Source organism: Ensifer sp. WSM1721, from assembly GCF_000513895.2.
Classification (GTDB): Bacteria; Pseudomonadota; Alphaproteobacteria; order Rhizobiales; family Rhizobiaceae; genus Sinorhizobium.
Map to the genome: position 1 here is coordinate 1106923 of NZ_CP165783.1, position 26625 is coordinate 1133547.

29 protein-coding genes and 2 pseudogenes are annotated in these 26625 nt (G+C 62.9%); 15 read left to right on the plus strand and 16 right to left on the minus strand.

All coding sequences use genetic code 11. The features are described 5' to 3' along the window. Positions 1-112: 112 nt before the first annotated feature. Positions 113-916 (minus strand): endonuclease/exonuclease/phosphatase family protein, encoded by an 804-nt coding sequence (locus M728_RS22685; protein WP_084044497.1) that lies wholly within the window; start codon positions 914-916, stop codon positions 113-115. Positions 917-1000: 84 nt separating this feature from the next. Here M728_RS22685 and M728_RS22690 point away from each other — a divergent pair, with 84 nt between their 5' ends. Then, positions 1001-1942, plus strand: coding sequence for a lysylphosphatidylglycerol synthase domain-containing protein (locus tag M728_RS22690; protein WP_026620923.1), 942 nt, complete (start codon positions 1001-1003; stop codon positions 1940-1942). Here the strand turns inward: M728_RS22690 and M728_RS22695 are convergent. Then, positions 1837-3499: pseudogene (locus M728_RS22695) on the minus strand (phospholipase D-like domain-containing protein). The gene M728_RS22690 and the pseudogene M728_RS22695 sit on opposite strands and share 106 nt — an antisense overlap. Positions 3500-4265: 766 nt before the next feature. Between M728_RS22695 and M728_RS22700 the strand changes: the two are divergent. From M728_RS22700 to M728_RS22720, 5 genes are all read left to right on the plus strand, one after another. Then, entirely contained in the window at positions 4266-4469 is a 204-nt protein-coding gene (locus M728_RS22700) for a CsbD family protein (protein WP_026620925.1), read from the plus strand. Between the two features lie 184 nt (positions 4470-4653). After that, positions 4654-4956, plus strand: coding sequence for a PepSY domain-containing protein (locus M728_RS22705; RefSeq protein WP_026620926.1), 303 nt, complete (start codon positions 4654-4656; stop codon positions 4954-4956). A 77-nt stretch (positions 4957-5033) separates the two neighbouring features. After that, on the plus strand, positions 5034-5639 hold the full coding sequence (locus M728_RS22710) for a general stress protein (RefSeq protein WP_026620927.1): 606 nt from the start codon (positions 5034-5036) through the stop codon (positions 5637-5639). A 156-nt stretch (positions 5640-5795) separates the two neighbouring features. After that, on the plus strand, positions 5796-6611 hold the full coding sequence (locus M728_RS22715; protein WP_026620928.1) for a nucleotidyltransferase family protein: 816 nt from the start codon (positions 5796-5798) through the stop codon (positions 6609-6611). Positions 6612-6615: 4 nt separating this feature from the next. Beyond that, entirely contained in the window at positions 6616-7326 is a 711-nt protein-coding gene (locus M728_RS22720) for a metallophosphoesterase (protein WP_026616618.1), read from the plus strand. Between the two features lie 45 nt (positions 7327-7371). Here M728_RS22720 and M728_RS22725 read toward each other — a convergent pair. Next, a pseudogene (locus M728_RS22725) lies at positions 7372-7467 on the minus strand (oxidoreductase); the annotation flags it as partial. Then, on the minus strand, positions 7464-8510 hold the full coding sequence (locus M728_RS22730; RefSeq protein ID WP_026620929.1) for an SDR family oxidoreductase: 1047 nt from the start codon (positions 8508-8510) through the stop codon (positions 7464-7466). The pseudogene M728_RS22725 and the gene M728_RS22730, both read right to left, overlap by 4 nt. Positions 8511-8734: 224 nt before the next feature. Between M728_RS22730 and M728_RS22735 the strand changes: the two genes are divergently transcribed. Then, positions 8735-9829, plus strand: coding sequence for a DNA topoisomerase IB (locus tag M728_RS22735; RefSeq protein ID WP_051440901.1), 1095 nt, complete (start codon positions 8735-8737; stop codon positions 9827-9829). A gap of 48 nt (positions 9830-9877) precedes the next feature. Here the strand turns inward: M728_RS22735 and M728_RS22740 are convergent, their stop codons facing one another. The 3 genes from M728_RS22740 to M728_RS22750 form a co-directional block, all read right to left on the minus strand. Then, positions 9878-10591 (minus strand): BON domain-containing protein, encoded by a 714-nt coding sequence (locus M728_RS22740; RefSeq protein WP_026620930.1) that lies wholly within the window; start codon positions 10589-10591, stop codon positions 9878-9880. Positions 10592-10761: 170 nt separating this feature from the next. Then, the gene (locus M728_RS22745) at positions 10762-10956 is read right to left on the minus strand and encodes a hypothetical protein (protein WP_026620931.1); all 195 of its coding nucleotides are present in this window, start codon (positions 10954-10956) and stop codon (positions 10762-10764) included. 54 nt (positions 10957-11010) lie between these two features. After that, positions 11011-11250 (minus strand): hypothetical protein, encoded by a 240-nt coding sequence (locus M728_RS22750; RefSeq protein ID WP_026620932.1) that lies wholly within the window; start codon positions 11248-11250, stop codon positions 11011-11013. A gap of 201 nt (positions 11251-11451) precedes the next feature. Here M728_RS22750 and M728_RS22755 point away from each other — a divergent pair, with 201 nt between their 5' ends. Further along, on the plus strand, positions 11452-12309 hold the full coding sequence (locus M728_RS22755) for an SDR family oxidoreductase (RefSeq protein WP_026620933.1): 858 nt from the start codon (positions 11452-11454) through the stop codon (positions 12307-12309). Positions 12310-12433: 124 nt separating this feature from the next. Then, positions 12434-14416 (plus strand): protein-L-isoaspartate(D-aspartate) O-methyltransferase, encoded by a 1983-nt coding sequence (locus M728_RS22760; protein ID WP_026620934.1) that lies wholly within the window; start codon positions 12434-12436, stop codon positions 14414-14416. Between the two features lie 30 nt (positions 14417-14446). Here the strand turns inward: M728_RS22760 and M728_RS22765 are convergent, their stop codons facing one another. Then, complete coding sequence (locus M728_RS22765) at positions 14447-14770, minus strand: hypothetical protein (RefSeq protein WP_026620935.1); 324 nt, start codon at positions 14768-14770, stop codon at positions 14447-14449. Positions 14771-15137: 367 nt separating this feature from the next. Between M728_RS22765 and M728_RS22770 the strand changes: the two genes are divergently transcribed. The 6 genes from M728_RS22770 (at position 15138) to M728_RS22795 (ending at position 18002) form a co-directional block, all read left to right on the plus strand. Next, on the plus strand, positions 15138-15644 hold the full coding sequence (locus M728_RS22770; RefSeq protein WP_026620936.1) for a ferritin-like domain-containing protein: 507 nt from the start codon (positions 15138-15140) through the stop codon (positions 15642-15644). Between the two features lie 278 nt (positions 15645-15922). After that, positions 15923-16180 carry a hypothetical protein gene (locus M728_RS22775; RefSeq protein ID WP_026620937.1) on the plus strand — a complete coding sequence of 86 codons (258 nt, stop codon included), beginning with the start codon at positions 15923-15925 and terminating at the stop codon, positions 16178-16180. A gap of 76 nt (positions 16181-16256) precedes the next feature. Then, entirely contained in the window at positions 16257-16430 is a 174-nt protein-coding gene (locus M728_RS22780; protein WP_198023389.1) for a hypothetical protein, read from the plus strand. 17 nt (positions 16431-16447) lie between these two features. After that, positions 16448-17227: a ZIP family metal transporter gene (locus tag M728_RS22785; protein ID WP_026620938.1), complete on the plus strand. Its 780-nt coding sequence runs from the start codon at positions 16448-16450 to the stop codon at positions 17225-17227. Positions 17228-17409: 182 nt separating this feature from the next. Then, entirely contained in the window at positions 17410-17754 is a 345-nt protein-coding gene (locus M728_RS22790) for a hypothetical protein (protein WP_026620939.1), read from the plus strand. A gap of 56 nt (positions 17755-17810) precedes the next feature. Continuing rightward, positions 17811-18002 carry a hypothetical protein gene (locus M728_RS22795; protein WP_034883677.1) on the plus strand — a complete coding sequence of 64 codons (192 nt, stop codon included), beginning with the start codon at positions 17811-17813 and terminating at the stop codon, positions 18000-18002. Positions 18003-18014: 12 nt separating this feature from the next. Here M728_RS22795 and M728_RS22800 read toward each other — a convergent pair whose 3' ends face one another. The 8 genes from M728_RS22800 to M728_RS22835 form a co-directional block, all read right to left on the minus strand. After that, positions 18015-18785, minus strand: coding sequence for a TIGR04290 family methyltransferase (locus M728_RS22800; RefSeq protein ID WP_026620940.1), 771 nt, complete (start codon positions 18783-18785; stop codon positions 18015-18017). A 2-nt stretch (positions 18786-18787) separates the two neighbouring features. Continuing rightward, complete coding sequence (locus tag M728_RS22805; RefSeq protein ID WP_026620941.1) at positions 18788-19828, minus strand: UDP-glucuronic acid decarboxylase family protein; 1041 nt, start codon at positions 19826-19828, stop codon at positions 18788-18790. Between the two features lie 20 nt (positions 19829-19848). Continuing rightward, positions 19849-20967 (minus strand): glycosyltransferase, encoded by a 1119-nt coding sequence (locus tag M728_RS22810; RefSeq protein ID WP_026620942.1) that lies wholly within the window; start codon positions 20965-20967, stop codon positions 19849-19851. Beyond that, positions 20964-22052 (minus strand): glycosyltransferase, encoded by a 1089-nt coding sequence (locus M728_RS22815; RefSeq protein ID WP_026620943.1) that lies wholly within the window; start codon positions 22050-22052, stop codon positions 20964-20966. The genes M728_RS22810 and M728_RS22815 overlap by 4 nt, the downstream gene beginning before the upstream one ends. Next, a complete protein-coding gene (locus tag M728_RS22820; protein WP_026620944.1) occupies positions 22049-23182 on the minus strand; it encodes a glycosyltransferase in 1134 nt (377 codons plus the stop codon). Before M728_RS22820 ends, M728_RS22815 begins: the two co-directional genes overlap by 4 nt. Positions 23183-23185: 3 nt before the next feature. Then, positions 23186-24259: a glycosyltransferase family 4 protein gene (locus tag M728_RS22825; RefSeq protein ID WP_026620945.1), complete on the minus strand. Its 1074-nt coding sequence runs from the start codon at positions 24257-24259 to the stop codon at positions 23186-23188. Between the two features lie 74 nt (positions 24260-24333). Next, positions 24334-25455 carry an NAD-dependent epimerase/dehydratase family protein gene (locus M728_RS22830; RefSeq protein ID WP_026620946.1) on the minus strand — a complete coding sequence of 374 codons (1122 nt, stop codon included), beginning with the start codon at positions 25453-25455 and terminating at the stop codon, positions 24334-24336. Beyond that, positions 25452-26558 carry an NAD(P)-dependent oxidoreductase gene (locus M728_RS22835; protein WP_026620947.1) on the minus strand — a complete coding sequence of 369 codons (1107 nt, stop codon included), beginning with the start codon at positions 26556-26558 and terminating at the stop codon, positions 25452-25454. Before M728_RS22835 ends, M728_RS22830 begins: the two co-directional genes overlap by 4 nt. Positions 26559-26625: the final 67 nt, after the last annotated feature.

The following is a 26625-nucleotide window of genomic DNA, read 5'->3' on the forward strand; positions in this document are numbered from 1 at the left end:
ACCTTTGCCCTCGCAACGCCCCTTAGGAGAGGAAGGTTCCGAATCCGCCTCATCTGATGCACGCGAAGAGTGCGCCCGCCGCCGATATGAGCCTGGGCTGCCGCCGTCGCGATCAGCCTTCTGTTATCTTCTTGCCGTTCCTGTCCGCTCCGCCGCCATAAGCCGGCGGCGCGTCGGTACGACGCGCCGCCCGGGGCCCGAGCACGAGGTCGGCGACGATCGGGAGATGATCGGAGGCAACCCGCGCCAAGGCGCTGCTATGCACCTCGCATCGCTCAACCTTTATCCCCTCGCCGATGAAGACATGGTCGAGCCGCAGGAGGGGCAATCGAGAGGGAAAGGTCGGCCGCGGCTTTGCATTAACCTCGAACTGCGCATCCTTGAGCTGTCTCGCCACGAGTTTGTAGGCCGCCGAACGCGCGATCGCGTTGAGGTCGCCCGCAAGGACCACGGGCTCCCCTTGCGCTATCCCGCCGAGCCAGCCGGGGCCCAAGAGGACCGCTGCCTGCCGTGCGCGGTCAGAACCGCGGAGTCCGAGATGCGTAACGATGACCTGCAGCTTTACGACGGTGAGGTCGATCTCCACCCAGAGCGCTCCTCTCGGCTCCCCGAGGGACGGCAGAACGGCGGCCTTGACCAAGCGCATCGGCAGGGCCGTGACCACCGCATCTCCGTATTTCTCGTCCTCCAGATGAAGAGCCGGATGAAATTGCGCTTCCATCCTAAGATGCGTTGCGATCATATGGGCCTGGTCCATTCCGCCGCTGCGCACGCGACCGACATCGACCTCCTGGAGGGCGATGATGTCGGGCCGGCATTCGTTGATGACGGCCGCGACACGGGCAGGATCCAGCTTTCGGTCGGTACCGAAGCAACTGTGGACGTTATAGGTGAGGAAACGTATCCGCCGCTGCATGATCGTGTTTCGGACTGATCTTGCGTTCGGGAACACGCGGAACCTGCATTTCGTTCCGGTAGCCCGCGCACAGGAACATGGCCGATGTCCAGAAAACTCGTTGCCAGACTCTTCCTACTTGCCGCCCTCGGCGTCGCAGGCTGGTTGATTTACCGCGCCCTTAGCCAATACACGTTTCATGAAATCGCGAGCTCGGTCGGGCAGATTCCGGCCGGGCATCTGCTCGCGGCCATCGGCTTCGTCTTCCTTTCCTATTTCTGTTTGACGCTGTTCGACACGCTTGCGCTGCGCTATGTCGGGCAGGACCTCGCCTATCCGCGGGTTGCGCTCGCCTCCTTCACCAGCCTCTCGATCGGCCATAATGTCGGCGGGGCGGCCTTGAGCAGCGGCGCCATCCGGTACCGGTTCTATTCACGCTGGGGGTTGAGTGTCGAAGAGGTTGCGAAGGTCATCCTCTTCTGCGGCGTCACCGTCGGACTCGGCCTTGCCACATTGGCCGGCCTTTGCAGCCTGGCCATGCCGGCGGGTGTCGCCCGGATCAGCGGACTTTCCGAGACCGGCGCGCTCCTGCTCGGCACGGCCTGCCTGATGGCTTCGATCGGCTATGTGCTGCTTGCGCACTTTGTCCGAGGGTCGCTGCGCGTCTTCCGCTGGAGTTTCGAATTACCGGCGCTGCGGATCGCAGCCGGCCAGGTGATCGTTGGCACCGCCAATTTCCTCTGCGTCAGCGCATGTTTGCATCAGTTGCTGCTCGCTTTCGGAAGCTTGAGTTTTCTCGATACAGCAACGGCCTATGTCGGCGCCAGTGTGACCGCCATCATCAGCCATGTCCCCGGCGGCATCGGCGTGCTCGAAGCGGCGGTCGCGTTTCTGCTCGGCGACTCGGCAAGTATCGGCGCGCTGATCACCTTTCGGGCGATCTACTTCTTCCTGCCCCTGCCGCTTGGCTTGATTTCGCTTTCGGTCGCGGAGTTCGTCGTGCGTCGGAACGAAGGAAGAAGCCTGGCGAGCAAGGCGAAGACCTGACCGCCCCAGCGCCTCAGCAGCTTATGCAGGCGGTAGAACGGCCTGATCGGCCTGCGCGGATCGACGATATCCGTCCCCCAGACGAGACTCGTCGCCCCGCCGCCGTCGACGCCGTCAAAGGCACGTAGGCCGCGCCGGCGCGTGTTCAGCTTGTCGATGGTGGTGACAAGAGAGCTCGTCTGCCTCAACGTATTTTCGATCTCATTCATATCGGCACCGAGATGTTCTGCCAAAAGCCCATTGCGAATTCTGGCGATAGCAGAACGTTGCGGTTCGTTCGCTGCTTCCACGGCGACGTCGCATTCCGTATCCAGGCCTTCCGAGCGGTGGTTGAGATTGGATGAACCGACGCGAAGGAACCGATCGTCGATCGCGACCACCTTGGAATGGATCAATACCTCCTGCTCGGCTCTGTCAGCCGCGGGGACGACAGGATAACCGACCCTGAGCCTGCCGAAGCGGTCGTTCCGCTTCAGCCGTCTGATGAGGCGGTCGCGATTTCCGCCCATGACGACGCGTTCCAGCACCCCGTGTGAGCTGCGGGTGGTGATGACCACCACTTCGGGCCCGTCCGGCTCGTGGAGGCGCTCGCAAAGGAGCTGGCCTATCTTTCGCGAGGCGAAATATTGGTTCTCGATGTAGATGTGGTGACGGGCGCTGCGCAAGGCGTCGAGCGTCAGCCGCAGCGCCTCCTGGCGTCCTCTTCTCCCGCTTGATGCCGGCTCCGTGCGAGCGATCGCGACCAGGCAATCCGTCAGGACCGGCTCCGTATCGGCGGGCCACGCGACCTTCCTCGAGCGCGGGGCAGATATCTCCTCGCCCGTCGATGACTTCCAGCGGGAGCGGCAAAGGTCCCCTATGGCGCGGCTCGCCTCCCCCTCCAGCACGACCTGGATATCATGCACCGGATCGTAGGGTTTTCCGTCCGGATCGCTCCGCAGCTCATTGTCGGCTGCGTGGTCCGGCGTGTCCCAGCGCCGCGCGGTCAGATCGATGCCTCCGACGAAAGCGATGCCGTCGTCGATGCAGACGAGCTTCTGGTGATGGGAACCGCGCAGCGCGCGATGGCTCGCGAAGCGAAGTTCGATCTGCCGGTGGGCAGCCCATTTCTGCTTGCGGAACAGCCGCAATGACTTTCCCGAATAGATCGGCCCCATCGCCCATACGAGAATGCGGATCTTGAGATTAGGCTTTTGCGCCGCCAGACGCTCCAGCATAGTGCCGAGCGCCTCCGAATCCGGATCACCAGGTCTCAATTTGATGCGCGGGTCGAAGTCCCATCCGGTGATCCAGAGCTGCTCTTCCGCCTGTTCGAGCGTGTGATCGAGACAGGCATAGTAGGCCGCCGCATCGATGAGGAAGGCCAGCCGCCGCGCGGGCGCGCTGCGCCAGACGTTCTCGGCTTCCTTGATGATCGGTCGGCCCGCCCGACGCCATCCGCGAGGCGGGATCCCGGTAAACACACTCTTCCAAGCCAAGCTTTGCATCCCGTGCGTAGCGACTGAAAAATGAATCGATTTCAACCGGGATTTGTTCCGCGACGCTACTGCGGAACAGAGCTCATGGCGAGGCCGCAGAATCCGCAAGAGCCGTGCGGCGAGCTGCGGTCGCGCTTGGGCTTTTGAGGCTGCCGAACAGCTCGCCGCGAGGCTCGGCAGGGACTCCGCCGCGCTCGGCTCCGGTATCTGCACGATCTCGCCGATCAAGGCGCGAGGCACCTCTGCCGCCTGCCGACCGGATCGTCCGGGATGTCGGTGATCTCTCCACGTGCAGCTGCGGCACTGCGACAACACTCTTGCTGCGGCGTCCTGCAATGGCGAAATACTCAGTGAACTTTGGCACGGCGTGAGTTCCATCGCCTTGAAGGGGCACGAACTGACCGCCGACGCTCCGCTCGTCGCTCAGGCGCGGCAGAACCGCTTTCAGGCCGTTCTCGCGCTGTTGATCAAGGCGCGCCGCGTGGGTTCGCTCGTCCGAGGAGCGTCGATCCCGCAGACCAGATCGCCGGATATTTCCCGGGCCTCGCCTGCTCGCTCCACAGTGGCCCAAACCACAGGAGCAGGAGTGCCGCGTCGAGCGGTAGAGCCAGGACCGCGATAAACAGTGTCGCTTCCATCGAATGCCTCGCTTGCAAGTGCCCGTATGCAGACCAGCCGCTGTACGGCCTCTCGCCTTTACAACCTGCTGGTTCCTGGAAAGTTCCTTGCAAGCTCGCCCTGCACGGCGATGACCAGCGTTTCTTCGCATCGGCTCTACCGAACCGAACCAATACGACGTCCACGCATTTATCTAGCAGGACCATCTAATAAAGGGAGAAATTCCAATGAATTGGGACCGGGTGGAAGGAAACTGGAAGCAGATCAAAGGGCGAGTGCAGGAACAGTGGGGCCTGCTCACCGATGACGATCTCGATCAGATCGCCGGCAGACGAGAACTCCTGGAAGGTAAAATCCAGGAGCGTTATGGGCTGGAAAAGGATCGCGTAAGAGAGGCGGTCGACGATTGGTACAATCGCAGCATGCTGTGACTATCCCTGCAGCTGCTGAGCAGATCCATGCTGGCAAGCGCAACCGGCGGAGACTTCCGGTTGCGCAGGCCCCTGGGCCCTCCGGCGATTACATCCTTTACGGCGGCACATGCCCTCGGAACTAAACGTTTATCGGCCGGTTTGGCCCGTGATCGAGCAGGCTCGTTCTAGAAGAGGCGAGGCCATGAAAAGTATGATCCTTGGCGTTGCAGTGCTGCTGAGCACTGCCGCAGTACCGGCGTTCGGGCAGACGTCCGGGAGCACACCGGCCATCAACACCCCCGGTGTGCAGAACCCCGGGGCTCCAGTCCCCGGCAAGAACAGTTTCACGGAAGAGCAGGCGAGGGAGCAGATCGAGGAGGCCGGTTATACCGACGTCACGGGCTTGAAGCTCGACAACCAGGGGATCTGGCGGGCAACCGCGATGAAGGACGGAAAGTCCATCACCGTCGCTGTTGACTATCAGGGCAACGTGACCGCGCTCTAGGTCAGGGGACTCGGGGCGAACAGAGGCTGTATCACATTTGCCTCCTGCCGCTCGCTGCTACAGAAGAGGAGAACAAAATGAAAACCGTGGCAGGACTTTTCGACGACTACTACGAAGCCCGGCAGGCGGTGAACGATTTGGAGGCCGCCGGCATTCCGTTAGGCGATATCAGCATCATCGCGAACAATGCCGGTGACCGATATTCGGTTGAAAGTTCCGGCGCCGCCGAAGGTGCGGGAGTGGGCGCGGGGTTGGGTGCGGCAGGCGGCGGCGCGGTCGGCCTGCTGACCGGTCTCGGCCTGATGGCTATTCCGGGAGTAGGACCTGTCGTCGCCGCGGGATGGCTGGCGTCCACCGCAGTCGGGGCGGCTGCCGGAGCAATCGCCGGGGCCGCTGCAGGCGGCATCATCGGCTCGTTGACGGAATCCGGCATCGATGAAGACGACGCGCATCTTTATGCCGAGGGCGTCCGCCGCGGCGGCACGCTGGTGGTCGCCAGGGTCGAGGAAGTGATGGTCGCGCAGGCGGACGCGATCCTGAGGAATCGCAACGCCGTCGATATAACCGTCCGCCGCCGCGCCTATGTCGAAGAAGGCTGGACGCGTTTCGACGAAGCTTCGGCGCCCTATACCCGAGACCAGGTGGAGCGGGAGCGGGAGCGCTTCCGCCCAAGGTCGATATAGGGACGGGACTCCTGGAAGGCGCAGCCGGAGAATGTCGCACGCGGCTGCGCCACCATCGATATCTCATCAGCTCGCCGACGGATCTGCTTCGATATCGCGGAACCCACACGCGTTCTTTCGTGTTGTCGTAGGCCTTTCCTTGCAGGAGAAAAAAGCATGCCATCGGCAAGCCCCCCGCAGCAGAAGTCGCCACGCGGCGCGCGCCCTCCTCTGGCCCTGCCGCGGCTCGCCGACGAGGAGGCCGAAGCCTTCGTCGCGACGGCCATAGCGGAGCTCGTCAGGTCGAAGATCCCGTTTCTGGTCGCCGGTACCTTCGCCGTCAGCGCCTATACCGGCATCTCGCGGCTGACGAAGGACCTAGACGTCTTCTGTAAAGCAGGGGACTACACACGGATACTCAATCACTTCAAGTCGCTCGGCTACACGGTGGAGATCGAGGACGACCGGTGGCTGGGGAAGGTCTATAAGGGTAAGCTCTTCTTCGACGTCATCTTCTCGTCGCCGAACGGCACGATGCAGGTCAACGACGTCTGGTTCGAACACGCCCTGCCGATCAAGATCAACGCTGCCACCGTGCCTATCGTCGCTCCGACCGAGCTCGTCTGGTCGAAATCCTTCATCCAGCTTCGTGACCGCTACGATGGCGCCGACGTGGCGCACATGATCCTCAAGACCCATGATCAGATCGACTGGCGCCGACTGCTCGAATATATGGAAGCGCACTGGGAAGTGCTGCTGATCCATCTCCTCAACTTCCGCTGGATCTATCCATCTGAACGCGACCGGGTTCCGAGCTGGCTCATGGACGAGCTCCTCGGCAGGGTGGCTGCGCAGAGGGACCTGCCGCTGCCGCAGACGAAGATCTGCCGCGGGCGAATGTACTCGCGACGCGACTACGAAATCGACGTCACCGAATGGGGATTTGCCGACGTCGGCGGCGACGTAGAGATGCGCACAGGAAACAAGGAGTAGCTCCATGAGCAAGACGAAGGTGGCCGCGGTCGCGGATCTCCACATGAAGGAGGACCGTTCGACCTCCTATACGGAACTGTTTACAGAGATCTCGCGTGTTGCGGACGTGCTCGTGATAGCCGGCGACCTCACCGACCTCGGCAAACCCGCAGAAGCGGAGCTTCTGGCCGCCGATCTCAAATCCTGCACGGTTCCGGTGGTGGCGGTTCTTGGAAACCATGATCACCAATGCAACGCCGTGGAGGAGATCTCGGCGATCCTGATGAAGGCGGGTGTCCATCTCCTCGACGGGCAGGCGGTGGAGATCGCCGGCGTCGGCTTTGCCGGTACAAAGGGGTTTGTCGGCGGTTTCGGACGGCATATGCTCGGCTCTTTCGGTGAAGCCGCCCTGAAGGCGATGGTTTCGGAAACGGTCGACGAGGCGATGCGTCTCGAAAACGCCCTGCGGAAAACCAGCGCGCAACACTCGGTCGTCGTCCTCCACTATGCCCCGATCGCCGAGACCGTCGCGGGAGAGCCCGAAGAGATCTATCCCTTCCTCGGCTCCTCCCGCTTTGCGGAAACCATCGACCGCTTCCGGGTCAGCGCGGTCGTGCACGGCCACGCCCACAAGGGCACATATAAAGGAAAGACGCCCGGCGGCGCCCCCGTCTTCAACGTCGCCGCCCATGTCGAGAAACCGACCGGCCGGCCCTATGCGATACTGGAATTCTGACGCAGCAGAAACGGAGCGTGCTCCGTGCCCTCAAGGGGCCAAAATCACTTTGACGATGACATCGCGCTCGTCCTCGATCTTCGGATCGGGAACGCTTTCGCATCGGATGTCGCCTTTGCCGTGCCAGGTCAGAGCCCTCATCTTAGGAAGCCTCCGCTTTTGAACAGGCGGCGCCCCATGGCGGCCGCCTGCAGCGGGAGAAAGCCTCGGCGATGGGATGCGCGTGGCATGCCGCTGACCACGGCCGCAAGCGCCAGTCCGACGACGACTGCAGCCGCGACGCCGGCGATCGGGACCCTGCGCTCCGAACGCCAACCGCCCTCGACACCGCCGGGGATTGCCGGGGCCCTGAACAGGTTGCCGTTGCTTCTTTCGACACGCGGCGCTTGCCTGAGATAACGTGAGGTGAGGTATGCGGTGAGGCGCGAGCTCGTATTGGGGGCGAGAAAATGCGCAAGCCGCGCCAGGTCCGCGACCGCACCGACGGTGATGGACGTGCGCGGATGCTCTGCGAGGCGGACGATGGCGCGGGCGGCACGGCGTGCATCATAGACGGGCGGAGGCACGCTGAGCTTGCGACCGGTGTAGTTCGCACCATGCGCGACGCCGGGCGTGTCCATGAAGGTCGGATAGACGTCGCAGATATGGATATCGGGTTCGCCGGCAAGTTCCGCCCGCAGCGCTTCGGAAAAGCCCCTCAGACCGAATTTGCTCGCCCCGTAGGCTGCCGCGAAGGGTGTCGCTGCGAACCCGCCGAGCGAGATCATGTTGATGAAGATGCCGTGACGCTGCCTCAGAAAAATCGGAATGACCGCGTGTGCGTCGTTGAAATGGCCGATCAGGTTCGTACGAATGACCTGCTGGTGGGCTTCGATCGGGGTCTCCTCGAAACGGCCCACGGCTCCGACACCGACATTGCTGAACCAGATGTCGATCTTGCCGAAGCTCATCGCCTTCTCTGCAAGCTTCTTGACGGCGCCGGCGTCGGTCACATCGGTCGGAGCGACCAGAACCTCCGCCCCCAATTCGCGACAGATCTTCGCGACGAGCTGGAGTGCCGAGGCATCACGCGCCGCCAGCACGAGCTTTGCTCCTCGCTTAGCGAATTCTTCCGCGGTTGCCTGCCCCACACCGGACGAGGCACCGGTGATCACGACTACTTGATCCTTCAGGGATTTCCACATGGCGCTTCTCCGTCTCGAGCAAGTGCCGACGGAACCGCGTGCGGCTGAATATGTTCCGCCGCGCATCGGCATCAACGGCCTGAAAATCGAGCTGTTTCGCTATGTGCTCGGAACCGGACCCATGCGGTGCCGCGTTAGTCTTGGTTAAATTCCAACACGGGCCGAAAGGGGCCGCCCCCATGCCGTTGCAAGCCACCCTCACGCCGACGGACAATCGTGCGGCAATGATGCAAAACCACTTCGAAGAGGAAGCGGTGCGCGATCCATGCAGCGGCTTGGACCTGGTTCCGCCGCGGGAAGCCGGCCTCGTCTATGTCAGCGATTCCGAACCCGGCATCAGGCGGCAGCGCTGCGGCAAGGGCTTCGCCTACAAAATGCCCGACGGCTCTACCGTCACCGACCCGGCGACGAAAGCTCGCATTTCGGCACTGGGCCTGCCGCCGGCCTACCAGAACGTCTGGATCTGCCTCGATGAAAACGGTCACCTGCAGGCGACTGGCTTCGACGCACGCGGTCGCAAGCAATACCGCTATCATGAGAAATGGCAGGCGCTTCGAAGCGGCGACAAGTTCGCTCAACTGGTCCCCTTCGGCAAGGCGCTGCCGAGAATAAGGCGCACGGTGCGACGCCACATGGAGGGTAGCCCGGATGACGTCCAGACCATTCTCGCCGCACTTGTTGCGTTGCTCGACGAGGCGCATCTGCGCACGGGAAGTCCCGCCTATGTAGAGGAAAATGCAACCTACGGGGCGACGACCCTCTTGAAACGTCACCTGAAGCTGGTGGACGGATGCATCGAACTGAAATTCGCCGCCAAGGGCGGCAAGCGTGTGACGCGGCGGCTTCGCCGCCCGAAGCTGCAGCGCCTGCTTGAAGAAATCGCAGACCTGCCGGGACGGCAGCTCTTCGTCTGGAAGGACGAGAACGACGCTCTCCGTCCTGTCGATTCGGGTCGCCTCAACCGCTACCTCGCGGAGATCGCCGGCCTTCCGGTCTCAGCCAAGACATTCCGGACCTGGGCCGGAAGCGTCGCCGCTTTTGCGGCCGCGCGAGCCGCGCTCGACGAAATCGGGCGCGCGACGGTCAAACAGATGAGCGAGGCCGCAGCAGCGGTGCTTTGCAACACGCCGGCGATCTGTCGCAAAAGCTACATCCATCCGGACATCATCGCTCTGGCCGGCAATGACTCCACAATATCAGTCAGGCAATTGCGGATGCGCGGGGGAGCGAAGCCGGAGTTGCGTGCCGAGGAAGCACGTATGCTCAACTTCTTGGCTCGTGCCGAGCGAGCCCGAAGACGAAGCGACGGGCCCCGATGAAAGGGCCCGTCGCAATATCACGGGCGGCGCGGAACGTCCCTTTTCACTTCAAAGGTTGCGATCGGTTTCGCCGCCGGTCCACCCGGTGGTGCTTCCCGTCGTGCCTGTGCTTCCCGACGTCCGAACGCGGATGTTGTTTTGAACATGGGTGACGCCGGAGACGTCTTCGGCGCAATCCTCGGCCCGGTGTTTGGCCCATCTCGAGTCGACGAAACCGCTGAGCTGCACCTCCCCGTTCGTGACGGAAACCTCGATATTCGACGCGTCGAGCGCTCCGTCGTCGCTCAAGCGGTCGCTCACGTCTTCCTGGATGCGGCTATCGGAGCGGGTATAGCCCTTGGGTCCCTTGCCGCGATACTGATCCATCTGGCGCCTGCGTTCAGCCTCCTCGTCGCCGAACCAGGAAGCCACTTCGTCGCCGGCGCGTTCGAAGAAGCCGCGTTCCTCTCCGTAGTCTCTGCCGCGAGACGGGTAGCGCTCCCGATAGCCATAGCCGGGATTGTAGTAACCGCCGCCATAATAGGGGCCGCCGGGGCCCTGATAGTCGCGGAAGGCACCTTCCCGGTTCCAACGATCGACGTCCTCGCCCCTGCGGCGATAGCCGCCGGCCCAACCGGTCTCGGCATCCGGAAAATATTCCGAATTCTCGTAATCTGCGCCGGCATAACCGCGGCGCCTCTCCTCATCGGAGTAGCCATAGCGCCCGCGTTCGGATTCCGGGTAGCGCCCGTAGTTGCGACTCCAATTCGTCCTATAGGGCATGATCTCCTCCATTCGTTTTCATTTGTTCGAGTTTCGACCAAACCAACGAAGAAGCGCGCGGTTCCCCGCCGCGGCGCCGGCGCCCGGTGTTTTCGGGCAGGTCGGGACGTGAGGGAGCGGGCGCCCGCTCCGAAAAAAGGGCGGGGGTGGCACGCCCCGAGTTGTCGGACCTAGTCGCCCTTCGTCTTTCCGGCGTCAGACAACTTGCCGCGATGCGGGTCTTTCAGATTTTCGCCGGCCGCGTCTCTGTCGCGCTCGGGATCGTCCTTTGCCGGCATATATCCTCTGGGCCGTGTTTCCTTCGGCCCTTCCCACCTCGGCGATTGTTCCGTTGTGCCGGGCGCGCCGTTCTTGGGTGTCTTCATGATTCTTCTCCGGAAGTGTCGCTCAGGACGAGGAGCAGCTTTCTTCGCCGTGCGTCAGTCCTGGTCTTTCATGCTGGGGAGTGGGAAGCGCTGGTCGGCATCCTCAAGGTCGGATTCCACGAGGAAGTCGTCCCTTTTGCTGCGTGCTGCCTCCCTCACCGCTTGGTGCTTCGGCAGTTCATCCGGCTCGAGAGGCTGCGTCTTCGATTTCAGGTCGCTGTCCGACTTCACAGGCTCGCTTTTTCCTATGGTGACGTCCGGCACCCCTTTCGACTTCTTCTGTGTTTTCGACATTTCGCCCTCCTCGGCTTCTCGTTTGTCAACGCCAGGCCGCAGACGAAGTTCCATCTCTCCTCGCCGCTTCCGCCTCTCGGAACAAAGCGGCAGAGCCTGAGTTAGGGCCGCGCCCGTTATCGCAACCCGCCATTATCGGAACCATCGTCGAAGCAAGCACGCGCCACCATTCGCGTCGGTTCCACGAAGGAGGCCTTCACCATGGAAAACTTTCCCCGCCCACCGTTTGAACGCCAGAGCCAACCGATGCCTGGAACAACGGACCGCATGGATCCGCTGCCGGACCATGGTGAAAACTCCTACAGGGGATCAGGTCGGCTTGCCGGCAAGAAAGCTGTCATTACCGGCGGCGACAGCGGCATAGGAAGGGCCGTGGCGATCGCCTATGCACGCGAGGGCGCGGACGTCCTGATCGCCTATCTCAACGAGCACGAAGACGCGAAGGCGACGCAGGCGTTGGTGGAGGAGGCGGGCCGCAAGGCCGTGCTCGTCGCCGGCGACATCCAGTCCTCCGATCACTGCAGGCGCATTATCGAAACCGCGGTCAAGGAACTCGGCGGCATCGACATCCTCGTCAACAACGCGGCCCACCAAGCGTCCTTCAAGAACATCGAAGACATCAGCGACGAGGAGTGGGAGCTGACGTTCCGCGTCAACATCCATGCCATGTTCTATCTCACGAAGGCAGCGGTCCCGCACATGAAGCCGGGCAGCTCGATCATCAACACGGCCTCGATCAATGCCGACAACCCCAACCCGACTCTGCTTGCCTATGCGACCACGAAAGGCGCGATCCAGAATTTCACCGCCGGGCTCTCCCAGCTGCTCGCGGAGAAGGGCATTCGCGCGAATTCCGTGGCACCGGGCCCGATCTGGACGCCGCTCATTCCCTCGACGCTTCCCGAGGACTCGGTCATGAACTTCGGCAAGCAAGTCCCGATGAAAAGGCCCGGGCAACCGGTGGAACTCGCCTCGACCTACGTCCTGTTGGCAGATCCGATGTCGAGCTATGTATCCGGCGCCACGATCGCCGTTACCGGCGGCAAGCCGATCCTGTAGCAGCGACACGTCCGCGGGGGAACATTGCGACCCGTTCGCGGTTCCGGAGCAGACAGCGCCGGAGCCTCGATGCGAATGGCGCTTTGTCCGGTGAGTCCGACCGGAAACAGGAGGACTATCCACCATGATCGATTTTACCCGTGCCCGGGACCGAATGGTCGTGTCCCACCTTTCCCGTCGGGGGATCAAGTACCCCGACGTTCTCGAAGCAATGCGGCTCGTCCCGCGGGAGGCCTTCGTCGACCCCGGCTTCGAGGAATTCGCCTATGAGGATTCGGCCCTTTCGATCGGCCATGGTCAAACCATTTCGCAGCCCTACATCGTTGCGCTGATGACCGAACGGGCGGAAGTCGAGCCGGGCGACACGGTTCTGGAAATCGGGACCGGGTCCGGCTACGCGGCAGCGGTTCTCAGCCGGATCGCCGCACATGTCTACACGATCGAGCGCCACGCCGGATTGGCCGAGACGGCACAACGGCGGTTTGCCGATCTCGGCTACCGCAATATCGATGTGCGCATCGGCGACGGCACGCGGGGGTGGCCGGAAGCAGGCCCCTTCGACGCCATCCTCGTGGCGGCAGGCGGGCCTGCCGTCCCGCACGCGCTCAAGGAACAACTGGATCTCGGCGGCCATTTGGTCATCCCCGTCGGCCCGCCGGAAGAGCAGCGCCTCGTCAGGATCACCCGCGTCAATGCCACCACCTTCGAGGAACAGGACCTCGGAGGCGTCAGGTTCGTGCCGCTTGTCGGCGAAGAAGGCTGGGCCGAAGAGCGGACGGCACCCCGCGGCTCGTCACGCCTGCGGCCACCGCCCACCCTGTCCGAAATGATCGCCGACGCCGCCGAGCCCTTGCCCGATTTCGACGATCCCGCCTTCGGACGCCTCTTCGATCGTTTCGCCAAGCAGCGGCTGGTGCTGCTCGGCGAGGCAAGCCATGGCACGTCCGAATTCTACCGCGCCCGCGCGGCCATCACCCGCCGGCTCATCGAGGCACACGGGTTTACCATCGTCGCCGTCGAAGCCGATTGGCCGGACGCCGCGGCGATCGATCGTTACGTCCGTCACCGCAGCCCAGCCGCACGGCCGCAGGCTCCCTTCCAACGCTTCCCGACCTGGATGTGGCGAAATCGCGAGATCATGGAATTCACGGAGTGGCTGCGCGCCCACAACGAACGCAGGCGCGACGCCGACCGCGCGGGCTTCTATGGCCTCGACATCTACAACATGCGCAGTTCCATCGCTGCGGTGCTGGAGTATCTCGACAAGGTCGACCCGGAGGCGGCAGCGGTCGCGCGTGAGCGCTACGGCTGTCTAACGCCATGGCAGAACGAACCGTCTACCTATGGCCGGGCGGCGCTTAACGCCGGCTTCCGAAAATGCGAGGAAGCGGTCGTCAGACAATGCCGCGAATTGCTGGAGAGGCAGCTAGAGGCAGGACGCGAAGCGGGCGACGATCTTCTCGACGCCGCGCAGAACGCCCGCCTCGTCGCCTCGGCCGAAAGATACTACCGCATCATGTATTATAGCGGAGCCGAATCCTGGAACATGCGCGACACGCATATGTTCGAGACGCTGCGACACGTTCTTAATGCACGCGGGCCCGACGCGAAAGCGGTCGTCTGGGCCCACAACTCGCATATAGGCGACGCCCGCCACACCGACATGGGCACGGCGCGCGACGAGTTGAACATCGGCCAGCTTTGCCGGGAGAACTTCCCCCGCGAGACTGCGCTGATCGGCTTCGGCACGCATGGCGGGCATGTTGCAGCGGCGAGCGACTGGGGCGGCGAAATGGAGGTGAAGCCGATCCGGCCCTCGATCGAGGACAGCTACGAGCGCCTGTTCCACAACGCGCAAGTCGAGCGCTTCCTCCTCGATTTTTCGCGCGACCATATGCTTCGGGAGAAGCTGCTCACGCCGAGGCTCGAGCGGTTCATCGGAGTCATCTACAGACCGGAAACGGAGCGCTTGAGCCATTATGCCTATGCGTCGCTGCCCCGGCAGTTCGACGCCTTCGTCTGGTTCGACGAAACGGCACCGGTCACGCCGCTCGGCCCGGAACATATCGAGCCAGGCGTACCCGAAACATTCCCGTTCGGTTTGTGAGAGGGAAACTCGCGTCAAGAGCGTGAATGCTTACAACTGCGTCGAGATGATGTTGTCGATCCGAACCGTGCCGCCGATCACTCCGCGCTTCGAGCCCGGCGGTGCCGGCCCCTCCTCGATGACGGTATAGAGCTTCTCGTTACGGAACGCGCTCGCCATGTCGGTTGTCACGCCTTCTGCCGGTTTGGCGTCGATCTCGCGGAAATCCAGTTCCGCCTCGGAAGCAACCAGGCGGGCATCGCCGCTCGATCTGGCGACCACGGTCACCTCGCCCTGATATTGGGCGTTTTGCCAGTTCGGATCGTTGGGTTCCGCCAGCGGCGCCAGCCGAAATATCTTCAGTTCTTCTTGCATGAGCCTGCTCGATCTTATTTTGATGGACGCGCTGTCCTCGGCGGAAGTCACTCCTATTCCGATTGGTCGATCGCATGCGGCGGCGGCTGGCCTTCTTCTTGGGTTGGCCCGTCGAGGGGGAAAATCGTCCAAAGCGCCGCTACGACTATGAGGAGGACGAGCACTGCTGCGATCACGGCTCTTTGCATCGTACCTGCTTCGATCGTTGCTGAAGAAAGGCGCGGCTCTGCCACACTCGCTATCAATCGCCGCCGATTGGAATTGTTCCGAATCCGCTCTCACGATTCATCGAGCTAGTACGGCGCGAATTTGGAACTTTTCCCGGTGCCATCAGTTCGGTGAGCCGCAAAAAAGAAAGGAACATCCGATGGCGGCGGCGAACAAAAATTTGCTGGCTTGGCTTAGGGACGCGCATGCGATGGAAGAGCAGGCGATCACCATGCTTACCAGCCAGTCCAGACGGCTGGAAAACTATCCCGAGCTCAAAGCCCGGATCGATCGTCACCTGCAGGAAACGCGCGACCAGGCCGCAATGCTCGAGCGGTGCCTCGAGCGGCTCGACGGCGGTGCCTCGACTATCAAGGACATTACCGGCAAGATCGTGGCCTTCGGGCAGAGCCTGAGTGGCCTTTTCGTCGACGACGAAGTGGTCAAGGGTTCGCTCGCCAATTACACGTTCGAGCATATGGAGATCGCCAGCTACAAGATCCTGATCGCAGCGGCGGACTATGCAGGTGATCAGGAAACGAAGCGGGTCTGCGAAACCATCCTGCAGCAAGAGATTGCGATGGCGGAATGGCTCGAGCAGCACACAGGCGAGATCACCCGCAAGTTCCTCGAGCGGGACAAGCGCGACGTGACGGCCAAGCATTGACCGTTCCCAAAGCGGCGGCAGCCCCGCGGATCCTTCCGGTCGCGGGCAGCGCGTCAGTCGATCACGCGGCAGGTCACCCGACGAACCCGCGTTGAAGGAAAGGCGGGCTCCTCAGATTCTCGAGCCCTTAAGCCGCGCCGCAGCATCTTCTTTCTTGCTGATACGAAGGGGGCACAATCGCCGCGCGGCCACCGAACCTGCGGCGAGATGCCTTCGCCGTCGAAACGGAACAATGTGGGCACACGCGCTTTCCCCTGACAGACAGAAGGAAGGACATCATGGCACGGAATAGTCCGAAGGACCGGCCCCGAGCGACGCCTGCTCCCCCGCCAGATGAAGAGTTGCCCGCGAACGGACCGGACGAAGAATACGCGCAACCCGTCGTCACGGGCCGCGTGCGCCCGACCCGCAGCAGGGACGAGGCGAATGTCGATCCCGATGAAGCTCTCCCGAACGACGAGGAGGAAGAGTCGATTGCCGACAATCCGTCGCGCGAAGAGGTGCGCTTTGGCGAGGTGAAATCGCCGCGGCCCTGAGGACGCCCGGTCGACCGTGGAGATACAGGAAACCCCGGGCGACAGCGCCGGTTGGCCCATTTGAGGAGGTGCAACCATGGTTATGGATTATCTTTGGCTATTCGCAACCGCCGGCGGAGCCTTCATCCTGGGTGCCGCGGTGGCCTATGCGATCTTAAGGCAGAAACCACTGCCGCCGGCCGCCAAGGAAGCGCAGAAGCGAAAGATCGACGAGCTTTACGAGCGTTCGCCTGAAAACAGAAGCCGCTGAACCCGTCCGGCGCGTCCATGGAGCAGGATCCCCTGATCATTTTCGGAGTGGCTTCCGCGGCAGCGCTCGCCTCGCCGCTTGGTGGCCTGATCGCGGTCTGGGCGCGACCTTCGAGCCTCCTTCTCTCGATCGCGGTCGGCTTCGCGGCCGGCGTTCTGCTGGGCACCTTCGCCTTCGAGATGATGCCAAAGTCGCTGGAGCTCGCATCTGTTCCCGTGGTCGCCGCCGGTTTCCTGCTTGGCTTGGCTCTCGTCTATTTCCTTGACCTTTATGTCAACCGCTGGCGCATGGCGGGAGAGGAAGCGGATCAGAATCGCGCCGTCGAGCAGCTCCACCGACGAAAGAAGCCGCGCGGCAGCGGCGTTGCGGTACTCGCCGGCGGGACGAGCGCGGAGGAACTGATCGAAGGAATGGCGATCGGTGTCGGGGCCGCATTCGAACCGGGCGTCGCGCTGATTGTGGGCCTTGCGATTTGCATCGATAATCTCAGCGAGGGCATGAGCATCGGTGAGCTGGCCTTCGACCAGGAGCAGAAGAATCCCAAGTGGCGCATTCTCGGCTGGACGTCGCTGATCGGAGTGTCGCTGTTCGTCTCCGCCGTCGCCGGCTGGTTTTTTCTTAAAGGATTGTCGGAGGCGGTTCTCGGGTTTCTTTTCGCCGCAGGAGCGGGCGGCATGTTCTATCTGACGATCACCGACCTCGTGCCGGAGGCGGAGTCGCATCAGTTCCAGCAGTCCTCAGCACTCGCGAATGCCGTCGGCTTCCTGCTGATCATGGCGCTTACCGAGATGATCTGAAGAGGCCTTGGCAGATGTCCGTTGCGAACTCATCCCGCGCATCGAGATGAAGCTGGAACCTTTCGGATGTTCCGCCCGTACCGGCATCGTACAGCGACGCGGACGCGGGGGGGGGGAGATGGGAACAAATGTCGCCAGAGCCGGTTGTCCTGCAACAGCGGAAAGGAGCGAACATGTCCAAGTTGCCCAAGACCGCGGAGAATCCCGCACAGGTGCGCGGCGACATCCAGCACGGCAGAACGGGAGACAAGAAGCGCGGCTTCGATCCGGCTGCGGCACCGCTGGAAACGGACGACGAGGCAGCGGGAGCGCCTCTGACAGTAGAGGCGACCCGGGACGCAAGAACCGGGCAGCTTGGCGGCGCGGCCACCGACAATTCGACCGAATATGCGGACGCCATGCGGCCGCTCAGCTCGCGTGAAACGCCTGCTTCGAACAGACAACGCGTCGGGCTCGGCTTTGCCATCATCAGCATCGTCATCGTGATAGGCGCTCTGATCTATGCCATCGGCGCCCCGCCGTCCTGAGCGCCGCCGCGATCCCGTCAAAGACGGTGGTTCGCAAGGAATCGAGGAGTCTTGATATGCCTAACGATCGCCCCGAACGAAAAGACCCGCTGTGGGAGCTGGCCGCCCGAGAGGAGGCGCTGTTTCTGCGCCGGTCCTCGACGCGCTTTCTTGAGTGCGCCATCCACCTTTGCGCGACGCACATGACGCTTCAGGAAGTGGCCGACCTCCTTGAAGAGGAAGCGGCGCAGCTCCGGCGTTACAGTTAAACGCCCTTTTTTCTAGAAATGCGAGCCTGAGAGAAGGCGCTTGGTGGGCTCGTCGAAATACGGGCGTTCGCCTCTGCGCACGAGATAGACCTCCCGCTCGGGATTGGCTTCGATGACGAAGCCGGAACTGCGAAGCAGAGCTTCGACGCCGGCCCGGTTCGGGATGAACCAATTGGTGGGATCGTCAGCGAAGCGATGTTCGACGAAGAACAGCTTCGGATAACCGGGACGCTCGAAGATTTGCCATTCCCGAAAGTCGTAGTCTGCCTCCACCCGCATTGCCGAATCGTCACCGCGCTGCATGCACTGGAAGAGCATCTCATTGTCCACGACATGCTCGTAGAGAAGGTCCAGCGCCAGCAGCGGATGACGCAGATGATAGAGAACCCCCATGAAGAGGACGAGATCGAATTTCTCGCCGAGTTGTGCAACGTCGTAGACGGACATCAGCCTGAATTCGATGTCCATTCCGGCCTGTTCAGCAGCGAACTTCGCTTGCCGCAGATAGCGCGGGTCGGAATCGATGCCGAGTACGCGTCCAGCGTTGCGGCGTTTCATCTCCTGAGTGTAAAAACCCGCGTTGCAGCCGATGTCGAGCACGCTACGTCGCTCGAGGTCCTCCGGCACGACATGCTTGAAAGCCTTCCACTTCACCGCGGGGTAATCGCCGAGGAAGTGATCCGGCGAGGTTTCGACGCCTCTGATGCGCATGTTGTGGAACCATGGTCCAAGCGCCGCGATCTCGTCTTCGATGGTCCTGCGGTCCTTCGTTTCCTCGCCCATGATCAAAGATCCTGAGAAATGGTCGAGAGCTGCGGCTGGTTCGCGGGACGGCGCGGGTTACGCGTTGCGCGTTGTCTCGGCAGAGCCTTTTTGAACCACGCAATCGTGTGCGACAGCCCCTCTTCCAACACAATCTTGGGCTCCCAGGCGAGCAGCGTTTTGGCGCGGGAGATGTCGGGCCGGCGGCGCTGAGGATCATCCGGCGGCAAGGGTTTATGGACGATGGTCGAAGCGGTCCTGACTTTCGAAAGAACCAGTTCCGCCAACTCGATGACCGTGAATTCGCCCGGATTGCCGAGATTTACCGGCACGCCCGGGTTCGGCTCGCAATTCATCAGCCTGATCAGCCCTTCGACGAGATCGGAGACATAGCAGAAGGAGCGCGTCTGTTCGCCCGTGCCGTACACGGTGAGCGGATCGTTCTTCAGAGCCTGCACGATGAAGTTCGAGACGATACGGCCGTCGCTCGGACGCATATGCGGGCCATAGGTGTTGAAGATGCGAGCAACCCTCGCGTCCACGCTTCCTGATCGCAGGCTGTCGAAGCACAGAGTCTCCGCCGCGCGTTTCCCTTCGTCGTAGCACGCCCGCGGACCGGTGCAATTGACGTGACCCCAATAATCCTCCTGCTGTGGATGCTCCTCCGGATCGCCATAGATCTCGCTCGTCGAGGCCTGGAGGAAGGTCGCCCCGTGCTTTTCCGCGAGCCGCAGCAGGTTGCCGGTTCCGGCGACGCTTGTCATCATCGTATGGATCGGGTCGGCCTGGTATGATGGCGGCGACGCGGGGCAAGCCAAGTTGTAGATCTGGTCGAGCCGCTCATCCGGTTCGAACTCGTCGCAGACGTCCTGTTCGATGGCGGTGAAATAGGGATTGCGCTCAAGACCGCTGATATTGGCGGGGGACCCCGTGAGATAGCTGTCGAGGCAGATCACGCGATTGCCGGCATCGAGAAGGGCCGAGCAAAGGTGAGACCCGACGAAGCCGGCCCCGCCGGCAACCAGGATGACCTTTCCGCGATTCACTTTGTTTCGTTTTGCCATCGGCCGTTCTCCTTTCGGTGTTACGCCGGAAGTTGCCGTTCGGATTGTCTCGTGGCGAGATCGGATTTGAGCTGAACGGCCTCGATCGCCTCGACGAAGGTTCTGGCGCGGGCGCGCGCGCTATGCGCACTTGCGACGCGCTGAAAAGCGCAATCGGCAATGGCCGCGCAGCGGTCATCGTCGAGGCCTGTCAACGCCGCGACGACGTCATCGCTGTCGTGTGCAATGATTGCGGCCCGTCCCGGCGGGAAGAAGCTGTCGATCCCTTCCCACCAATCGCTGATCAAGGGTGTGCGGCAGGCGGCCGCCTCGAAGAGGCGAACGCTCGGCGACCACCCGGCGGCAATCATGTCGGCGCGCGTGACGTTGAGCGTGAAGCGCTGCCGGCTGTAGAATTCGGCGTGTTCGGGCGGCGGCAGGTGTTCGATGCGCTCCACATTCCTCGGCCAGATGATATCTGTCGGGTAGCCCGGCCCGGCAACGACGAAACGCTTGTCAGGCAACAGCCGCGCCGGCTCCAGCAACAACCGTTCGAGAGCGGGCTGTCTGTCGAGGCTGAAGGTCCCGAGATAGCCAAGATCCCACACCCTCGCTGCACCGGTGTTGCGATAGACGTCGAGGTCGACAGCGCAGTAGAGCGGCACGGGTCGTTTCGCCCCGAACTCTTCCCGAAGGCGATCGAGCGTCCTGCCGCCGGAGAAGGAGAAATAGACGTCGAAGATCGGGACCTGCCTGCGAGCGAGATATTCCTCGTCCGCGCGCGCAAGCTTGGCCAGGGTCACGGGCGTGTCGATGTCGTAGAAGCACAACCGGTTCGTTCCGAGGTCGCTGACGGCATCGATCACCTCCACGCCGTCCGGCACGTAGGAGCCGATGATGACTGCGTCGGCCCCAGCAAGCCTGCGTCCATGCCGCGCAATCAGTTCGTCGACGCTCTTGTAGAGCGTGAGCTCACAGAAGTCAGGCTCCGCTAGATCGCGGTGGCGCGCGTACCAGGGCACGTCTCTTTCCAGGAAAGTTACCCGGTGCCCGGCGGCGTGCACGCCACGAAGGAGTGCCCGAAACGTCGTCGCGTGCCCGTTGCCCCAGGAAGATGAGAGCGAAAGGCCGAGGATAGCGATGTCGAGTGAGCGCTTCATTCTGCAGCCTCCGCGCGGGGCGCCCGGCTGCGGAAGATGCGGTCCACCTCCGCGGCACGATGGTCATAGGTATGTTCGCTCAGCACACGGCCAAGCGCCCGCTCGCCGATCATCTTGGCATTGGCGGGCGTGAGATCACGCAGGAGCTCGATCACGTCCCGGCCGTCTCTCGCGACCAGCACTTCCTCTCCCGGCTTCAGGAAAAGTTCGATGCCCTCCCAGGCGTCCGTGATCAGGCACGCGCCCGCGCCTGCCGCTTCGAAGACGCGCGTTGCCGGCGAAAAGCCGTTCGCAGCCATGCTAGCGCGCGAAACGTTGAGGACTGCGGAAGGCGTTGCGTTGAAGGCGTTGTGATCCGCAGTCGGGACGTGGCCGATGTAGGCGACGTTTGCGGGCAGTGATTTGTCATGCCAGCCCGCCCCGCCAAGCAGGAATTTCCGGCCGTCAAGCCGTGCCGCGGGACCGAGGAAGAACTCCTCCACGCGAGACTCCCGATCCGGCAAGCGGTTGCCGAGGAAAGCGAGGTCGGCGGCAAAGCGCGGGTCCGCCGGCACCGGATGATGCGTCTCCGGGTCGAGGGCGTTGTAGACGGGGATACATTCGCGGGCGCCGATGGCGCGGTAGGCCTCGACGACCGGGTCGCCGCCGCCATAGGTCAAGACGAGTTCGAGGGCGCAAAGCGCGCGACGGAGTGGATGATCGGGATTGCTCCTGAGCTCCGCAAGTGTCGCGGGCGCGTCGACATCCCAGAAGACCTTCAGCGCAGCCGGATTGGCGGATGTCATGACCTCGGCGAGCAGGAGGTCGTCCTCGAAGCCGACACCGCTCGCCTTGACGACGATGTCCGCCGCGGCGGCCTGGCCCGCGACACGCTTCAACGCCTCGACAGTCCCTTCATAGACCACGACTTTGCACCATGGCGGCGGATCGATGTCGCGATGTTTCTGCCGGTCGTAGACATCCGGTTCGTAGAAGGTGATCTCATGGCCGCGCGCTGCAAGCGCGCGGAGCAACCCGCGATAATAGGTTGCCGCACCGTTCCAATAGGCGGAAACAAGGCTCGATCCGTAAAAGGCAATCCTCATGTCGCGGCCTCCTTGAGTGCGACACGCTCATCCAGAGGCTTTCCCGGCCTGTAGCGAGCCACGATCTCGAGAAGCTCGGAGACGCGATGCCGGCAGGTATGACGCGCCTCGATCGTCTCCAAGCCGGATAGAGCCAGCTCCTGAGCGAAAGCTCGATCGGAGAGCACCTGGCGCAGATGCCGACTCATCTCCTTGCCATTTCGCGCAACGACAAAGTCCTTGCCGGGGCGGAAAAGACCCTCGGCGTCGTTCCATGGCGTGGAGATGAGGGGAATGCCGCAGGCGAGCGCCTCGAAGACGCGGATCGTCGGTATGCCGGGCAAGGCTCCGACATAGGGCCGCCGCGGGATGTGGATCGTCGCCCTGTGTTCGGCGAAGGCGCGCGGAACGGCGGCGTTCGCCACCCAGCCGCCATAGGCGATACCCGCGTCACGCAATGCATTCAGAGCGGCAACCGGATACCTGACTCCCCGCACCGTCGTCGCTAGCTTCAGCCTTCTCGTCGGCTCGACGAGAAAGGACATGATTTCCGCGCTGCGCTCGTCGTCGCCCCAATTGCCGATCCAGACGAGATCGCCACGCTTCTCCATCTGAGGCATGGGACGAAACAGGGAGGTATCAGCAGCCTCGTGCCAGACATGCACGTGCTTTCCCCAGCCGGCCTTCAGATAGCGTTCGCGCAGGGCCTCACCGAAAGCGAGAACGAAGTCGTAGTGCGAAAGATCGAGTGCGGCGATGTCCGCTTTGGCGCTCACGGCGCGGTGATGCGTGTCGTGGAAGGCAAGCCTGAAGCCGCTGCCCTCCCGACGCAAGCGACCGAGACGCGCCACCAATTGCGGATCTGTCCATTCGTGAACCACGACGACGTCGGCATCGGCCACCGCGGCTTCGTGATCGAAATCGGTACCGTAGACCACGGTCCGCAGTTCCGGGAAGTGCTTGCGGAAGGCGGCAATCGCCCCGACGCCCTGGTCGGCAATGAGGTTGAGGCGGCTCCAGGAATCGCTCGGCTCCAGCGCCACCGCATCATGACCACGCCGCAGGAGCTCACGCATGACGCCGCGCAGGAAATGAGCGTTGCCATGGTTCCAGTCGGAAACGAGTGAATGCGTATAGAACAGAAATCTCATTGGTCACTCCGCTGCCGTCAACCGAGAGGAGCGGCACATGGCTTCGCCATAGGCGGCAAGCACCGCATCGCGCTGGGCTTCGATCGTGAAATCGCGCGACCGCAGTCGAGCGCGCCGTCCAAGCTTGAATCTCAGCTCGCCGTCGTCAGCCAGCCTGTTGACGGCGCTCGCGAAGGCCGCCGGGTCTCGCGGATCCGAAAACAGGGCTGCGCCGTCCCAAAGTTCGCGATAGGTGTCGATGTCGGCAAGGACGAGAGCCGCGCCGGCGCGCGCCGCCTCGAGTGCCACCAAGCCGAAAGGTTCGTAGATCGACGGCGAGACGACGATTGCCGCTCGCGACATCAGGTGCATCGTCCGCTCGTGACTGAGTTCGCCTCGCCAGTCCGCATGTTCGATGGCGAGGTGCTCGCCATTCGGCCCATCGCACGCCCCGGCCATAACGACCGGCCAGCGGATGTGACGGGCAGCGCGATCCAACACGGCCCCGTTCTTACCCTCGTCCCACCAGCGGCCTGCGGCAAAGACGAGGCTTTCCTTGGCGGTCTCCGCGCTGTGGAAGCGGCTCGCATTGTGTACCACGGCGAGATTGTCGATCGCCCCATAGCAGCGCGTCAACGCGGCAGCATGGCTTCGGCTCGGGGCGATCACCACGTCGGCACCGTCGAACCCGCGCCGATTGCTCGCCTTCTGCCAGAGCCAGTGCGGCGGCAAGCCCGAGGCGCGCACTGCCTGGAACCAGGTGGCGACGCATGAATGCGAAGCGGCGACGACCGGAATCTCGACCGCCAGACCGGCAGCCTGCGACGGCAGGTTGAGATGCAGCAGGTCGACGGAGTGCTTGAGCGATATGGCGGCGAGCGTGGCCGGGACCGCATCGAGCGCCGTTTCGTCCTCGACCATCCAGTCGAGCGGCGCGACCAGCCATTCGAGCGTGCCGATCCGGGCCGCCTCGTCCCTTTGCGCCGCGGACGGGGCGGGGCCGAGCCCGACGAAAACGCTTTCCACGCCGGCGCCGCCCATGGCCTCGGCGAGATCCATCGCGTAGCGCCAGACACCGCCGACAGCGTCGACGCTCATGAGGACCCGCCTCGGCAGTCGCTTCCGGCTGCCGACCGAAATGTTAGGCTGACGAGCGGGGATGGCCCGGCTGCTCATGCTGTGACCCTCCGAGGTTGACGCTGAGCCTCGCTGACCTCGATCCAATCCTGAAGAAGCCAGGCATGCAGGTCACGCAGCCCTGCTCGCCAGGCGGTGCGCGCCTTCCAGCCGAGCGCCTCCTGAAGTGCGCGTGTATCGGCAACGAAGAACAGTTGGTCGCCGATCCTCCGATCGCTTCTTACCGTCATGAGCCGGCGTCCGGTCAGAAGCTCGATCTCGCGCAGCACCTCGGCAACGCTGACCGCGTTCTCGGGACCGCCTCCGAGATTAAAGGCGCGCCCTTGAATGCGCTCGATCGAGCTCAACACCGCCCTATAGGCCGCAACCGCATCGCCGACATGGAGAATATCTCGGACCTGCATGCCGTCGCCGTAGACCGATATCGGTTCGCCGGCGAGGGCGCGAATGAGGAAGTGCGCCACCCATCCCTGGTCCTCGGTGCCAAACTGTCTCGGGCCGTAGACACAGCTCATCCTGAGCACGGCGGTCGGAAGACCGTAGGATTTCGCGTAGTCCAGCACATACTGGTCCGCGACACCTTTCGAGCAGCCGTAGGGCGTGCAGAAATCGAGAGGCTGCGCCTCGCCGACACCGTATCTGCGCGGCGTCTCGTCTACCGGCACGTAGCGATCATCGACCGCGTTCATTGCCATATCCGCGAGCGCGCCATAGACCTTGTTCGTGCTGGCGAAGATGACGGGCGCGCGACGGTTGGCGCGCCTTGCTGCCTCGAGCACGTTGATCGTGCCGCGCGCATTCGTCTCGAAGTCGTCGATCGGTTCGTCGAGGCTGGTCGTCACCGCCGTCTGCGCGGCAAAGTGGAAGACGGCCTCGGCCTCCTTGAAAACAGGCTCTATTTCGGCGAGTTCACGGATATCGGCGAGCACGAAGTGGACGGCGCTACCGTGGTTGTCCACCAGCCATTCAAGGTTTCGCTCGACGCCCGCACGGCTCAAATTGTCGAGGACGATGACGTCCTTGCCCTCCCGCAGGAAGCTGTCGGCGACATTGCAGCCCAGAAAACCGCTACCGCCGACCACAAGGATCGGGGCAGACTTCCTGGACAAAACGGGCGCTGCCAGACCCTTGGTCCTATCGAGACGCCCGGCGCTCATAGAACCAACCCCCGTTCTTCTAGGTGTCGCTTCATCTCGGCGCCCCGGTCGATCGCTCCGGCGCTCCGTACCCATGCCGCAAAATCCGCAAGCGAATTTTCGAGCCTGTGGGCGGGCTCGAAGCCGAGCAGGTCGCGCGCCTTGGCGATATCGGCAAAGCAATTGCGGATGTCGCCGACACGGGCCTTATTGATGATTTCCGGTTCGAGCTCCAGCGCGCCCATTGCTTCGGCGAGCAACAAGGCGACATCCGTGATGGAGTAGGCCTCGCCGCTGCCTATGTTGATGACGTGCCCAGCCGCCTGCGGCTGCTCGAGGGCCAGCCGAAAGGCCCGGGCCACATCGCGGACATGAACGAAATCCCGCCGCTGTCTGCCGTCCTCGAACACCATGGGCAACTGCCCGTTGGCAAGCCGCGAAGCGAAGTTGGCGAGCACTCCCGTATAGGGATTGGAAAGCGCCTGGCCGGCACCGAACACATTGAAGAGGCGGAGCGCCACGGCCTCCACACCATAGGCCTCTCCGAAGATCAGCACCTGACGTTCCTGGACATATTTCGTCAAGGCATAGATCGAGGCGAGATCGACGGGCTTGTGCTCGTCGGTTGCGATCGGTCTCAGACGCTCCCCTTTGGGCCCGACCGGGTCCCATGCGCCGGTTTTGAGATGGGCGGCGGAACGCCTGACATGCGAGAGACGCTCCCCCGCTGCCGTCTCGTAGAGGCCCTCGCCGTAGACGCTCATCGACGAGGCCACAACGATGCGCCGGATCGGCAATCCGATCATGGCTTCGAGCAGGACGGCGGTGCCGAGATCGTTCACGCCCACATAGCGGGTGATCTCGTACATCGACTGACCGACCCCGACTTCCGCCGCCAGATGGACGACGCAGTCGACGTCGCTGAGCGCGCTTCTGACTGCGGCCGCATCGCGAATGTCGGCGCGGCACATCTCCACGTCCCGCGGTAGTGCAATCTGCGCATCCGCATGGACCTGCTCGTGGAGCGCGTCGAGCACGCGCAACTCGTAATCCCTTGAAAGAAGCTCTTCGACCACATACCGGCCGATAAAACCGCAGCCGCCAGTAAGGAGAACCTTTGCCATAACGCACCTGAACTAGGACTCACCAGAGATAGAGACAAAGCTCCAACAAACGTGCGCTGCAAATGTT